Origin of the sequence: Microcoleus sp. FACHB-672, from assembly GCF_014695725.1 — a bacterium.
Classification (GTDB): Bacteria; Cyanobacteriota; Cyanobacteriia; order Cyanobacteriales; family Oscillatoriaceae; genus FACHB-68.
In genome coordinates, this window is the sequence record NZ_JACJOU010000012.1 from 259,903 (window position 1) to 273,605 (window position 13,703).

The following is a 13,703-nucleotide window of genomic DNA, read 5'->3' on the forward strand; positions in this document are numbered from 1 at the left end:
CTTGATTCTATTTTTTTACTGCTCTGTTTCTTGTTCTTTAAAAATCCGAATTATTTTTATTAGTGAACTATTAAAAATTGCCAAATCATGAGTTTCTTAAAAATTGCTGCCAGCCGTGTTCGGTTATCTGTGTGAACCGGCACCTCGGCTGGGTAAGTCTGGCAAAATTAAGGACTTTGCATTTAGTGCTGCTTTCTGGGAGAAAAATTCAACTAAGCTAGCAATCGGATGTCAAGATAAAATTCTCTCCCTCCAATACTGTCTTTGCTGATAGCTGATACTGTGACTCAACCTGAAGCTTTACAATCTTTACTCAAAGCGGTTGCCGCCGGCACTGTAACCCCAGATGAAGCCCTGGATAAACTGAAGCATTTTGATTTTGAGCCGGTGGGTGATTTTGCCCGAATTGACAATCACCGCAGCTTGAGAACCGGCTTTCCCGAAGTAATTTGGGGACCAGGTAAAACTCCTGAGCAAATCGCTCAGATCATCGAAACAATGCGCCGCAATCATCCGGTTGTGATGGCAACTCGCATTGAACCGACTGTCTGTGTTCAATTGCAGGAGAAAGTTAGGGGTCTTTATTACTACCCAGAAGCTCGAATTTGCGCCACTGTGCCGGCAGCACTCCAACCTCAATATCCAGGCGTAGTTGGTATTTTGAGTGCCGGCACAGCGGATTTGCCGGTGGCGGAGGAAGCCGCTTGCACTGCCAGCCTCTGTGGCTTTGAGGTGCTTCGGCTGTGGGATGTGGGGGTTGCCGGCATTCACCGACTGCTGAGTAATCGCCATGTAATTGACGCCGCCGATGTGCTAATTGTCGTTGCCGGCATGGAAGGCGCTTTACCGAGTGTCGTTGCCGGAATCGCTGATTGTCCGGTGATTGCTGTTCCCACCAGTGTTGGCTATGGTGCGAGTTTTGGTGGCATCGCTCCTCTGTTGACAATGTTAAATTCTTGTGCCGCTGGTATAGGTGTGGTGAATATTGATAATGGCTTTGGTGCGGCGATTTTGGCTGGACAAATTCTGAGAACCGCTCACAGGTTAAAGCAATCATCAGAAGGAACGTGTTGAAATTTTGACCTCAAAAAATTGGGAGTTTTTGCCGGCATCTGGCGTTGTTCAGCACGCTAACCCAAGATTGCCGATTTAACGTTTGAGTTGGAAAGATGTTGAGCCGGTGTGCGGTAATACTTTACTAGCAAGCCCATCTGATCGATCAGACCTGCAATAATGTTTAAACGTTTTATATTTTTGACCTAAGTAAGACAGATGGGCAGCACGAACAGTGGCCAAAATTTTGATTCAGAACAATTGCCGGTTGAACTGCAAGCCCTTGCCACTGAGATCCGTACCTTAGCCAAACACCGGCAAGGGGATACACTGGCGATTTTAGAGCTATTGCGGCTGCTAGAGACTCTGCATCGAGAGGTTCAGGATAATGTATTTCAACCGTCTTTACCCGATAATCGGCAGGCGCTATACGCCTTGCTGCGCGACATTGAAGCTGATGGCGGGTGGCCTTATATTCCTCGCATGAAGCTACAATCGCTGTTAAGGAATTTTGCCCCAGAGTCTGCCGGCAAGCCTATCTCAGAAACGCTGACTTCTCAGCATCCTTCCAGTTTCGATAAAGGGAGAGGCAAAGGGGGTAAGGGTGATAGCTCAGATTAATTCTCGATTTTCAATCTCAAGCCTTCAATTAATCGACAGCTTTCCATTCCACGTTTAATTTGATCCACTTATTTGGCTCAAACTTTAACACTTGCTTGAAGACATACAAGCAATCGAACATTTCCGCCGGCTTCATCGGTTGTTCGCAACTGCGCTGCCAGTCAGCCCGATCCATTGTGCCCATAATTAGGTACTCGTTGCCGGTCAAATCCGGCTGCTGCTGGCTGCATAGATAGGCTAGTTGCTCCTCAATTTCATCCTGATGGGCAATTAGCAAGTCGCAGGCGGGGCAATAGCGGCAAGACTTGTTAAGGGCAACTGGCTGTTGCGGTTCAAGATGAATCACCAGCGGCACTTTACGCAGTTTTGTTTTGCCTTCGCACTTCGGGCAGTAAGAGAACCGCACGTCCCTGTAAGGGTTCTGAAAGAAGAATTTGTAGCGGCGTGGCTGCTTTCCGATTCGTTTCATCGCCCAAGTCCCATAGCACCTAAAAATTAGATTAGCCTATTATATTTCTGTTTAATGACTTCCTGTTTACCGCTGCTCCTAAGTTGCCATCTAAACCGTAATTCTCATACTCCCGCATTCCCAATACCCCTGATCTAGTCATGCAGCATCGCCCCACAATCTCTAGAACGCACGTATTGCCGGTTTAAGCAGTAGATTGATTTCTGACAAGCGGTATTGAATAGCGTTTCGCTTTATTTACGAACCCGACGCTTCGTTTTTTCGTGCCAATATGCTGTTAAAATTTTTGGATTGGGCGGGCCGGCAAGACAGACAACTCTTAACCCTCTTAAAACATCAATAAACTGATAATAAGGGCTGTGTCGCAAGCTTCGATCATTCAAAGTAAATACGAGCGCCCCTCTGCTGAATCCTTTAGTCCCATACATAAGAGCGACTTCAATCATTGCATTACTAATCGCCCGCTGCTGTTGCCGCCTTTGCAAATGATTGCTATCTTTTCGGCGATTTACGCTAATTAAAATCCCGATATGGGTTTGATTTTCATCTTTTTCGACCAGTCGCGTAATTTTCTTGTTGGCGTCCATTTTTGTAGCCTCTGATTTGATAATTCATGTGGAAGAAGTAGGTAGAACTGGATAGAATATAGAAAAGAGAATCAGGAAAATCAAGCAAAAATTAAATAGAATTCATGCAAGCTATTAATTTTTGCGAAGAAATGTAAAAAATAATTAAAAAATTCCTCCCTTTGTTAAATACACTCGACAGAAAGCAGTTTCGGAAAGCTTGGCGAAAATCATGTGCTGGAAGCGTGTAGAGCGCCTGCAACCACTCTCACCCTCAATGCAGCAAAGCAGAAAATACCCAACAATTGGGTATATTAAAGTTTTCCCAGTGTTGTCCTGAGATTAACATCGGCACTCTCACTACGTGTTAAAGATTATTGACTTTTGCAGTAAGAAGCGGGTTAGCGGCGGATCACGAGGCTTTTTTGACGAAATCTTCAACTTTAGCCAAATCTACAAGAAAATAAAATTACGCACTTTGCAGCAAATAAGTTTGTGATAGCCAGGAAATCGGCGAAAAATTGCTGATTTGAGAGTATTTTGCCTAATGTCCGTTTTAGAAGCATTTTCCTGATAGCTGAAAGCAGCGATAGAGCATAGAACCCCGATGAAGAAGTATCTACTTTGTTCATCTAATGTTTTAGGAGGATTTCGCTGTGCCGATGAATACAAATTGGCATTTTTTCCTGCAACCCGATTTCTCACAACCGGGTTGCAGGAATCTATGACATTTTTAAGCCGACAGGGGAGTTGCTAAGTTTAATGATTCTTCTAAAGCCGGTATAATATTGAATTAATCGGAAAACCCTGCTTGCTCTAACAAGCCTTCATTACTTCTCTACAGAGTGCCGACAATCCTTAAATCTTTGATATCAACGCCGGCAATAACAAAGGCAAAATAGAGATAGGTGCAGTTGTTTAAAAATTAATAATTAGTAAAATAAGATAGGCTGAATTTAGATAAAATATTGTCAAGCTACACCGGAGGGCATGATGACTGTAGCCGTTAATAACTATAGTATTACGTGGGAAAAATTGCCTGATGATTATCAACTAGATGACGAGCCGGTGGATAACCTTAACCAGCCATTGCTAGCCGCAGCCTTAAGCGAAGCCTTAGAATTAGTAGGGCGCATTCAAGAACCGATGCTAATCGCCACTAATTTCGGTCTGTGCGCCACTGTAAACGGCAAATTTGTGATTAAAGCTCCCGATTGGGTTCATGTGCGCTCTGTGCTGCCAGATGACTCTGATCAGCCTCGCCGCAGTTACACACCTAACCTGGAAGGCGAAGTTCCCTCAATTGTGATGGAGTTTCTTTCAGCGACAGAGGGAGGCGAGTATTCTAGTAAGCCAACTTACCCTCCCGGCAAGTGGTTTTTTTACGAACAAATCTTGCAAGTGCCAATCTATGCAATTTTTGAACCGGCAACTGGATTGCTGGAGGTGTATCAGTTAAATTCAGGACGCTATCAGCTGCAACAGCCAGATGCAAATCGGCGCTACTGGATTGCCGGCATCGAGTTATTTCTAGGCGTCTGGGAAGGCACAAAGGCAGATCGTACCGGCTACTGGTTGCGCTGGTGGGATGAAAGTGAGCAGTTGTTATTATGGGGTGTGGAATTGGTAGAGCAAGAGCGACAAGCTTTAGAGCAAGAGCGTCAAGCAAAAGAAGCTGCGCTACAACAAGCTGAGCAAGAGCGCCAAGCGAAAGAAGCGGCTGTGCAACAAGCTGAGCGGTTAGCGGCTCACTTGCGTTCCCTTGGCATCAATCCTGATCAAATCTCATCTTGAGTTGACAAGGCAAAAAACCGCGTATGGCTTGAGTTTGCACCATGCGGTTGGCACGGGTCGAAGTGAAGGAATAACAAACGGCTCAAATGATTCTCATTAAAAGTGGTTAGGCTGTTGTGCGTTTAAATAGGCAAATTAAATCTATTTATTTCTGTCGTTGGCTACTTTTATTAAACTTGCTTTCTTGCCAAGAACTGCCGATTCCCTGTATAATGCCGCGACCAATCAAACCTAGACCCCGGCCAATCACTTGAGTGAGTACATAAACAACACCGTTGCCGGCAAAAGCAACCGCTGATCGCAAGCGAGGCGCAACCGCATCGCGGCTTTCCAGAACCAACGTTACCGCCAGGGGAATTCCTGACAGTTGCATTAACTCCTCACGGCGGGGTGCATAGATAGGAATTTTCCCGATGCCCCGATAAGTGAACAAGAACAACCAATACCGGCTTTCAAAAATCGCTGTGGGTTCCCCAAAATATTTTTCCAGGCGGTATTTCCAAGACAAATTGTTGCGAAACTTTTCAATGGATCGGGTCGAAATCCAGCGCCGGTCATAAAAACTCTGTTTAATTTCCTCCACATCTGGAAAATAATTTAACAGAGGTTGTACCACTGCATTTGCAACTTGAATCACTAAATTGTGCAGCAAAGCCTCCGCTCGCAGCAACGCTTCTGTGCTGCCGGCAGGGTAGGCCAAATTGTCAATTTTTAAGGGAGTTTTAAATAGCACATGAGCAATAAATTCAGCCACTTGAGGGATTTTATTCAAAATAGCGCTCTGGACAACTGCCTCTTCTTGCAAGAACACCGGCACCACTTCCACCTCACCCACAGGTAGCAATAGCGTATAGAATTTGCCAAAAAATTCGGTTGTTACTCCTTCCCACAAATCCCGGACAATTACATTTTTTTTCTCACTGATCTGCCCTGCCTGTACTTCAGAAAAGCGCAGTTCATCCAGCATTTCTTCTAACTGACGCAGGATAATAGATAGCAATTCTTGTTTTTTTTCTGCCCGTAAAATATCAATTTCCAGCGTCACACTTGTCAAATTGGGCAGACTAGAATTTAGCTTGGCAAGAGTCGCTTCAAATAATTCTGAGCGCAACGCTCTATAACTCATTTCTGAGCCGATTGTTTGGCGCTGCAACCGGCCTGCTTCTGGGTCAAGCTCTGTAGGTTGCAGAGAAATTTGTCCAGATGCTTCAGGCGAATTTTGGGGCGAAAAGTCTTCTCGCTCGCTCCAATTAGAGGCAGAAGTGGGCTGAGGTGCCGGTGGTAAAGGGTTTGGAGCCAACACTTGGTTTACCAACCAGCGGGCGGCTCGCAGTTCTCTTCGGCGTCCCAGCAGAACCGCTCGATCCAAGTCTGTTATAGCCGGATTTTGCAGTTGGGCTGTCAAACTCTCAATTGTGGCATCAATTTGTCGCAGCCCTGGTAAACTCAGGGTTCGCCGCAGGTTGGCCAGTGGGCGCTTTGCTCTGGCCTCCAACTTTGCCGGTATTCGCACTTCGGCTGAAGACTGACGAGGGACAAGCGTCCGCAGACTTTTGACATCTGACCAATAAGTGCCGCCACCGGCAACCTGACGGATCGCAGCAATTAACTCAGCAGTGGCTGTACCTTTCGGGCAAAAACCCTTAACACCGGCTCGCCGTGCTGCTGCCAGTGCCGACAGATCAGTAAATGCACTCACCACCAACACCGAAACTTGAGGGTACTGAGTGGTCAGCCGGTCGCACAAAGTCAGTCCTGGCATCCCCGCCGGGGCAGACAAGCCCGACCCTAATTCTAAAATGACTAAATCGACCTGATTTGCTGGTTCCCCCGTCTCCTGTTTGACACGCTTTTCTAGCAGACGTAAAGCCTCTGAACCCTCTGCAGCTTCTGCCACTACTTGCAAGTCAGGAAACTGCTCACACACAGTCCGTAGACCGATGCGAAAGATGGGGTCATCATCAATTAGTAGCAGTTTCAAGGAGCGTTCGCTCATGACACTGGTCAGGGACAAGATAGGACTTAAGCATTTTAAGGGTGGACTGTCGCACATTTATTTGTCATTGCCATTCATCTTCCCGCTATCCCCTATGGATCTAGCGGGAAGATGAAGGGTGACATGAAGCTCAGTTTTCAACAATCAAGAATAAAGCAGCGAAAAACCGATTGCTTTCTCAACTTTCTATCCTCAATTCTGCCACCGGGTAGCTCACCTCACTCAATTCCATCGATAGGCAGGGGTTCAGTCGCTGGGGGTTCTGCCGGCGGCGGCGCGGCGGCTGGGGGTTCTGCCGGCGGCACATAAGGTTCTTCTGGCGGTGGGCTGTAAGACTCTACCGGCGGCACATAAGGTTCTTCTGGCGGCACATAAGCCTCTGCCGGTGGGTTATAAGGTTCTGCCGGGGCTACATAAGCCTCTGCCGGTGGGTTATAAGGTTCTGCCGGCGGTGCGTAATTTTGGGCCGGTGGGTTATAAGGTTCTGCCGGCGGTGCGTAATTTTGGGCCGGTGGGTTATAAGGTTCTGCGGGGGGATAATACTCTTGTGCCGGTGGGCTGTAAGATTCTGCCGGATAAGTTTCCTGAGCCGGTGCAGCCGGTTGCTGAGCTGCGCGAATAGCATCCCGTTCTGCCGCCCAGCGACCGATCCCGTCCTGCGCTTCATAATACAGCGCCCGACCGGAACCGATTTGCGATGCCACTTGAATCGCATCTGTCAGTCGGCCTTGAGCAGCCAGCTTCGTTGCTTCATTCAGCTTAGGCCGGTCTTCCGCAATTTGAATTTGGCCCACCCACTCATCAATAGATGTCCGAGCCTGTTTATATAGCGCCCGCCCTTGGCCAATTTTTTCAGCGATGCGAATCGCGTTGCTCAGATTGCCCTGCTTAGCCACCGTTCGCGCTTGGTCTAAGATTGGTTGGTCTTCCAGCGTTTGAATTTGTTTGTTCCAAGAAGCGATTAGAGTTTGAGCCTCGATGCGTAATGGCCGGCCTAGAGTGACTTCACGCGCCTTGGTGATCGCCGCCTTCAAAGCATCAATCGTTCCCGACTCCGCTAATTGCTGGGCCAGCACGACATAAGGCCGGTCTTGTGACTGTTCTAATTGCTTACGCCACTGGGCGATCAAAGTTTGTGCATAGATGCGTCTGGGGCGTTCCTGCTTCACCATTTGCGCTTGGTCAATGGCCAATTGGAACGTCAATCCCTGGCCCACGCTTGCCAGAGAACTCGCCATCTGAAGTTGAAGCAAATCTTTCAGTTGTGCCTGCCAGTCTGTAATTTTTGCCTGAGCTTGTTTGTATAAGGGGCGATCCGGCCCAATCTGGCGGGCAGCGGCTTGAGCTTCTAGAACCGCCACAATGGTTGCCGCCGGCTGTTGAGGCCCATTTTTTGTATTAGGTACAAGTATTTCTGCGCGGCTCAGCAAAACAAAGTCTTGAGCCTCTGCATACAGTGAAGATTCCTGAGGAACGCGTTTAGCGATAGAAATCGCCCCGTCCAAATCCCGTGCTTGTAGCCGTTTAGCCGCCAAATCGAGCAACTTTCGGCTCCATTTAACAATATCGGCTTTGGCTAACGTATAGGCGTAGCTGTTCGAGCCGATTTTGCGAACCAGCGACAGTGCCTTTTCTAACTCGTCTGGTGTCTCGTAGGTGGCCAATTCCCGCGCTTCTTTCAGCTGACCCCACGCCTGTCTTTCCGCAACGATCTGCTTGAGCAACTCGCCGTAGCGTTGCTGCCCCCAGTAATCATTTCGCAGCCGAACCATTTGTTGGGCATAGGCGGTTGCTTGCTGCCATTGCTGGGTTTTGATCGCCTCTATCGCTTTATTGTATAGAACTTTTCCTTTATCCCAATCCTGCTGCCAAAGGGCTACCAGCGCTTGAGCGTCGGCATAGACTGGGCTGTTTTTCGGCACATTACCGGCAATTGAGATTGCGCCCTTTAAATCGCCGCCATCCATCTTATTTTGGGCAATTTCTAGCAAGGATAGTGACCATTCGTCCCGCATGTGGGTTGCCTGACCATAAAGCGGGTGTTCTGCCGGCCAGTCCTTCACCAAGGCCAACCCTTTTACCAACTGGTCTACCTTGCGGGATGCCGCAGCCTGCTGAGCGCATTGCAGCCGTTCCATATCAGGCGAGAGGGGCGAAATATTCTCGCAGTTGATGGGCGGCGGCATGGTGATTAACCAGAAAAAGGCACCTGCGGCGGTTCCCCCAAATACAAGAAGCACGCTCAGCCAAATGAGCGGCCATCCCCAATCCCGGCGTCTGGGCTGGCTGTGAGGGTTCGGTGTGTCAGTTTGAACGGGAATCATCGTCTCACTACTTGGTTGGGGCATCGCGGCAGTGGGGGGATCGGAGATAGCCGTTGTTGGCCCTACGATCGGTTTGCGCCGACGTCGCATCAGGAATTTGCGGGCTGTAGGTGTTCGGGATTGGTCAAATTGTCTGTTCGCCATCGCTTCAGCTTTCCGGTGCGCTTTGTTCGCTTGTTGCCTCGGAGGTCTAAGTTAAAACGCCATTGACAGTTTGCCTAAAGCAATTTGCTTGGGTTTAACTTCGATCCCCAAACTCGGTTGGGAAACTGGCAGCTTGCCAGCAGAAGGAACGCGCCGCAGCAGGCCAATCTAATTTCACTTCAATACCCACTTAATAAAGTTGGGTATCCGGACAGTTGAGGGTGCCTGCGTTGCTTCCTCTTTTCAGCATGGCTCCATCAGGGCCAAGTCGCTCAATTCCTGCTTGTCAATTGTGAATCGCAAGTCAGTTTGCCGTCATATTATAGGGTTGAGAAGCAACTTGAAAGTGTTTTTAGGCTGAATTGATCGCAATTTGTGTCTGTATTGCCTTAATTTTTTTTCTGACCTTACCGGCCTGAACAATGGCTAGCCAGACAAACTCAGACTTTTTCCCTAAAATGACACATCAGTGCGATCCGAGCGCTCTAGGTGTCTGCTGACGAGCGAGCCGGCGCTGAGCGATATCCGTAAAAGTCTATCCGATACTCAGTTATCCGCACGCCTGTTTGTTTTTCAAGTTGATCAATTAACTCTTCAGGGAGTTCCACGTGTACGTCCATAATCTGATTGGTATCCAAACAGTTGACGTGACTGTGGGAGTCACTGATATTGCCATATAAACGACCGTCAGAGCGCTCTATACACTCGATGATGCCCTGAGTTGATAGCGCCTCTAAATTCTGGTACACCGAGGTATGACCAATGGCTTTGCCTTGGTGATTTAATCGGTCATAAATCTCTCGTGCTGACAGGTGTTCTTGCGCCTGCCACAGGAGTTCCAGAATGAAGCGGCGCTGCCGGCTCAGACGCATTCCTAGCGTCTGACAGCGATTCAGAGCATCTTCTAATGAGCGAATTTGTTTCACAGCTACCGCCTCATTTTTCATGCTTTTTTTATAAAAAGTCAGTCTCAAGAGTCTTTCTAATTATTCTATCCTAGGTTTTTTGGGGCCGGTTGCTATCTCCTGGTGTTGCCCTTGGGCTAGAGATGCCCCTAGCGTGAACTTCAGTTTGCAGCAGATATCTGATCATCATAGCCTCAAGTCTTAGGCCAGCCGGCACGGGCTGCGATCGGCTCTCTGATAAACTACAGGAAAGCGAATAATCTTCGCCTCTTGTTTTTCCCTTTTTTCATTGTTTTCATGGCCATCACCATCCCGCTTAATTTGGAGTGCTTGCAGCAGTTGGATCTGTCGCCGGCTCAAACTGCGATTGACTCATTGCTCCAGTTGCCAGCGCTTTCGGCTGATGGGCAGCTGCGCTTTGAAATTGACTATCCCAGAGAACCGGAAGATCCGCGAGAACTTTCAGAAATCCCTGAATTGCGACTGTGGTTTATTCGCTTAGACGCTCGCTATCCCTGGTTGCCGCTGTTGCTAGATTGGAAAGCCGGTGAGTTAGCCCGTTATGTGGCAATGCTGGTGCCCCACCAGTTCCACCGCACTGAGGGAATTCAGTTTAACCCAGAAGCTTTAGAAATTTTCTTAATGCAGAAAATTTTTGCAAGCGCCGACTGGTTGCACCGGCAGGGTGTCCCCAGCAAATCTAAGTTGATGTCAATGGCTCAGACGCTCGGCTATGATTTGGACGAGTCATTATTTGACTTAATTAGCAATCCAAATTCTTGACTAACTCTTAGATATAAAGAGTTGCCTGCCAAGTTTTCGGAAGCTCCTGCGCTACTAATTTGGCAATTGCCAATTCGTCATGAAGAGTGAATAGAAACCATTCAGTTTTTCACTCTTCACTTCTTCAGCAAAAAATTACGCCGGCGGCAAATAAGCCATCGGGTTCTCCGCTCCACCGCCAGGCTGGTGAATTTCAAAGTGCAAGTGAGGGCCGGTACTGAAGCCGGTGCTACCCATTTCAGAAATTTGCTCACCTTGCTCAACTTGCTGACCTTGGCGGACTAAAATCCGGTCGTTGTGAGCGTAGCGAGTCATACTGCCATCAGGATGTTTAATCTCCACTAAATTGCCGTAGCCACCTTCATCCCAACCGGCATAAGTAACAACCCCAGAAGCCGCCGCCATAATGGGTGTCCCAATCGCACCAGCAATGTCAATGCCGGCGTGCATCCGCCCCCAGCGCCAGCCATAGCCTGAAGTTAAAACTCCCTGAGCCGGCCAGTTATATCCATTAAAATAAGCTGGACTTTTTGGTAAATATGTGTCTGGGGAATTGAGCGGCGGTAACTGTGGCGAATTCATTAAGGGGTTCATTAATGATTCGTACACTTCGGAACCAAGAGATGCTTTTGCAATCTGTTGCGGTTCAATGCTCGATTCAGCGGCTGCTGTTTGCCAACTGCTACTTTGAGTTTTAGATGCAAGTTCCCGCTGTTGTTGCCGCAGCTTTTGAATCTGCGCCTGCGAGGTGTTGGTGTTTGCAGAGAAACGAGAGGCGGCTACCGAGCGATTTCTCTGTACCGGCACTACCATCGGCTGTTCAGCATTCTGCGCTTCTTGTATCGGCAGATGGGTTGGATGTTTATCTTTATGAGTCTGATACTTTTCCCGAAGCCTCATCAGATCCGCTCTTAAATTCTCAACGTATTTCTGATTGGGTTGTTCGCTTTGGGAGGCGAAAGAGTTTGCATACCGGCTGGCAACAGAAGGCGAACTTGCTGCTAAAGTTGTGCCGGCTACAGATTGATTACTACTTTCATCAGAGGCTGTTTCTGAAAAGTCAGAACGAATCGCACTCGTTTGAGGAATGCTGAGAGTTTGATTAATTTCGAGCCGGCTCGGATCGCTTAACTCATTAAACTTGATCAGGTCTGTTAAAGAAACCCCATAGACGCTGGCGATGGACGAGAGTGTTTCTCCGGGCTGTACTTTGTGAAGCACGATATTGCGGGCTACCTCGAGGACGGGTACTGTCATCACTGCTGGTGCTGGTTGAGCAGTGATGGCAGTAGCAGGAATAACTGTAGCTGGAGATTCAGTCTTGCCGGCAACCCTTGGCGTTACAGTTTTTAGAGCCGATCTCTCTGCTAGTTTCCCAGAAGACTGTATCAAATCTTTAAACTTCACCTGAACATCGGCATTGAAAGAGTTCCTGACGGAGACTGTTGGGGTTAACTCTGTGGCTGCCAGTTCCTCTTGAGGTTTACGACTGTCAGAGGCGGGAATAAAGTCGGGTGTGTAAAGTACAACCCGTGTGAGTTCGGGCGCTGCCGGCTCAGTTGCATAAGCAGCATCACCTTGTTGAGGCACGATTAGGCTAGACGCCCCCATTGAAATTGCCAATCCAATTAAAGCCGCTGAAGGACGATCTTTATGACTGGCATCTGAAAAACCTGGCGTAGCGTGTTCCACGATTGCATTCTCCTGTTCTGACTAGCACTTAATTTGACTGGGCAAACCAGTTTAGGCAGATGCACCGAGGAGCTTAGTAAAGTTCAAAATAAACCTAAAACGCTCAATTTAATGAAGTGAGTGTTGATGTGAAGCTATGTTCAGTTTTTTGTGTTTCCCATCTGTTTAGCTTTTTGAGGGCTAACAGTTTTTGATGACCCGATTGATTGCGACTTCGCCTGACTCTTTATTGACACCTGTGTTGCTAATGATTCTGGAAAAAACTCAATTTTTTAGAATTAAGGTGGCATCTTCAGAGTCTTTGCTCTTCCAGGGGCGATACGATTTCTTATCAAGTTTAGTGATTGGCGGATGCCGTCTTTAGGATGAGGCTCTGCTCAATCTAGCTTTGCTGATGTCCCATCAGCGGTTTTAGCGTAGCTATACATCTAGACTCTAGACGGCTCCCGTCTTTATGTAGTTTAAATACTTAAAGAACTATGTTCGGCTTCACTGGGAGCTAAATGTAACATCATTAATAGTGTCTATCCAAATGCACAAATTTTTATCAGTAAATTCCCTGATCTTTTTTTTACTTATTAATAAAATAATTCAAAATCTCTGTAAAAGTAACCTACGGGTTAGCTAAACAGTATGAGTTTTTCTAACTATGAGAAAGTTGCTTGATCGGCTCTCTGGTTCAAAAGTTCGGTAGAACCAAAACAGCGCCTGATACAAGAGACCCAAGCGGGAGCTGACCACTAAGTGCAAATACGATTTAAAATCCATTCAACGGCAATGGGTAAATTTGGGGCGATGTAGTCGGGTTTCGTGTGGTGCTGGTAGTCGCCGGCAAGCACGCGTTCCCCAAAGCCGGTTTGCACCAAAATACCAGTACAGCCGACATTGTGGGCCATATCAACATCAGTCGCCTTGTCGCCCACCATAAAACTCTGACTCAGATCCAAATTATGCTCCCACGCGGCAGCGACAAGCATCCCTGTATTGGGTTTGCGCCAAGTGCTCCACCGGGTAAACTCTGGATGGGTGCCGCCTTCCGGTGCGCTCAAGTAAGGACAGTAATAGAGCGCATCTAGTCGAGCACCAGCTTCAGATTCCAGTAGTTGGCAAAGACGCCGGTGTAAGGCGTCCACATGATCTGCCGGGTAGTAGCCCCGCGCTGGGCCAGATTGATTGGAAACTAAACAGCAAAAGATTTGCCGGTCGTTTAACCGGCGCACCGCCTCAGCAACACCGGCAATTAAATGCAGATCCTCCACCCGGTAGAGATAGCCGGCTTCCACATTCAACACACCATCCCGGTCAAGAAATACCGCTGTCCTTTGTGCTTTGTCCATACTCCAATGGTCGTTAGTA

At 47.9% G+C, this 13,703-nt stretch carries 11 protein-coding genes; 4 read left to right on the forward strand and 7 right to left on the reverse strand.

Going from position 1 to position 13,703, the window contains the following annotated elements:
- The first annotated feature begins 282 nt into the window (after positions 1–282).
- Both larB and H6F56_RS07735 read left to right on the forward strand, forming a co-directional pair.
- Positions 283–1,074 (forward strand): nickel pincer cofactor biosynthesis protein LarB, encoded by a 792-nt coding sequence (larB, locus tag H6F56_RS07730; RefSeq protein ID WP_190666458.1) that lies wholly within the window; start codon positions 283–285, stop codon positions 1,072–1,074.
- 198 nt (positions 1,075–1,272) lie between these two features.
- Positions 1,273–1,674, forward strand: a complete 402-nt coding sequence (locus H6F56_RS07735) for a hypothetical protein (RefSeq protein WP_242031906.1) — start codon at positions 1,273–1,275, stop codon at positions 1,672–1,674.
- 28 nt (positions 1,675–1,702) lie between these two features.
- Here the strand turns inward: H6F56_RS07735 and H6F56_RS07740 are convergent, their stop codons facing one another.
- Positions 1,703–2,143, reverse strand: coding sequence for a hypothetical protein (locus H6F56_RS07740; RefSeq protein WP_190666460.1), 441 nt, complete (start codon positions 2,141–2,143; stop codon positions 1,703–1,705).
- Positions 2,144–2,376: 233 nt separating this feature from the next.
- Positions 2,377–2,730, reverse strand: a complete 354-nt coding sequence (locus tag H6F56_RS07745) for a DUF4258 domain-containing protein (RefSeq protein WP_190666462.1) — start codon at positions 2,728–2,730, stop codon at positions 2,377–2,379.
- 972 nt (positions 2,731–3,702) lie between these two features.
- Between H6F56_RS07745 and H6F56_RS07750 the strand changes: the two genes are divergently transcribed.
- Positions 3,703–4,503: a Uma2 family endonuclease gene (locus H6F56_RS07750; protein ID WP_190666628.1), complete on the forward strand. Its 801-nt coding sequence runs from the start codon at positions 3,703–3,705 to the stop codon at positions 4,501–4,503.
- Between the two features lie 145 nt (positions 4,504–4,648).
- Here the strand turns inward: H6F56_RS07750 and H6F56_RS07755 are convergent, their stop codons facing one another.
- From H6F56_RS07755 to H6F56_RS07765, 3 genes are all read right to left on the reverse strand, one after another.
- Positions 4,649–6,499, reverse strand: coding sequence for a DUF3685 domain-containing protein (locus H6F56_RS07755; RefSeq protein WP_190666464.1), 1,851 nt, complete (start codon positions 6,497–6,499; stop codon positions 4,649–4,651).
- A 218-nt stretch (positions 6,500–6,717) separates the two neighbouring features.
- Positions 6,718–8,967 (reverse strand): hypothetical protein, encoded by a 2,250-nt coding sequence (locus H6F56_RS07760; protein WP_190666466.1) that lies wholly within the window; start codon positions 8,965–8,967, stop codon positions 6,718–6,720.
- Positions 8,968–9,452: 485 nt separating this feature from the next.
- On the reverse strand, positions 9,453–9,893 hold the full coding sequence (locus H6F56_RS07765) for a Fur family transcriptional regulator (protein ID WP_323797875.1): 441 nt from the start codon (positions 9,891–9,893) through the stop codon (positions 9,453–9,455).
- A gap of 276 nt (positions 9,894–10,169) precedes the next feature.
- Between H6F56_RS07765 and H6F56_RS07770 the strand changes: the two genes are divergently transcribed.
- Positions 10,170–10,655, forward strand: a complete 486-nt coding sequence (locus H6F56_RS07770) for a CRR6 family NdhI maturation factor (protein ID WP_190666470.1) — start codon at positions 10,170–10,172, stop codon at positions 10,653–10,655.
- Between the two features lie 135 nt (positions 10,656–10,790).
- On the opposite strand, the gene H6F56_RS07775 is transcribed toward H6F56_RS07770, so the two are convergent.
- Both H6F56_RS07775 and H6F56_RS07780 read right to left on the reverse strand, forming a co-directional pair.
- The gene (locus H6F56_RS07775; protein WP_190666472.1) at positions 10,791–12,347 is read right to left on the reverse strand and encodes a peptidoglycan DD-metalloendopeptidase family protein; all 1,557 of its coding nucleotides are present in this window, start codon (positions 12,345–12,347) and stop codon (positions 10,791–10,793) included.
- A gap of 740 nt (positions 12,348–13,087) precedes the next feature.
- A complete protein-coding gene (locus H6F56_RS07780; RefSeq protein WP_190666474.1) occupies positions 13,088–13,684 on the reverse strand; it encodes a D-glycero-alpha-D-manno-heptose-1,7-bisphosphate 7-phosphatase in 597 nt (198 codons plus the stop codon).
- Positions 13,685–13,703 lie beyond the last annotated feature (19 nt).

Excerpts from the sequence above, each read along its gene's own strand:
- H6F56_RS07735 (WP_242031906.1), top strand. The coding sequence starts at position 1,273 with ATGGGCAGCACGAACAGTGGCCAAAATTTTGATTCAGAACAATTGCCG.
- H6F56_RS07750 (WP_190666628.1), top strand. The coding sequence starts at position 3,703 with ATGACTGTAGCCGTTAATAACTATAGTATTACGTGGGAAAAATTGCCT.
- H6F56_RS07780 (WP_190666474.1), bottom strand. The coding sequence starts at position 13,684 with ATGGACAAAGCACAAAGGACAGCGGTATTTCTTGACCGGGATGGTGTG.
- H6F56_RS07740 (WP_190666460.1), bottom strand. The coding sequence starts at position 2,143 with ATGAAACGAATCGGAAAGCAGCCACGCCGCTACAAATTCTTCTTTCAG.
- H6F56_RS07745 (WP_190666462.1), bottom strand. The coding sequence starts at position 2,730 with ATGGACGCCAACAAGAAAATTACGCGACTGGTCGAAAAAGATGAAAAT.
- H6F56_RS07760 (WP_190666466.1), bottom strand. The coding sequence starts at position 8,967 with ATGGCGAACAGACAATTTGACCAATCCCGAACACCTACAGCCCGCAAA.
- H6F56_RS07770 (WP_190666470.1), top strand. The coding sequence starts at position 10,170 with ATGGCCATCACCATCCCGCTTAATTTGGAGTGCTTGCAGCAGTTGGAT.
- H6F56_RS07755 (WP_190666464.1), bottom strand. The coding sequence starts at position 6,499 with ATGAGCGAACGCTCCTTGAAACTGCTACTAATTGATGATGACCCCATC.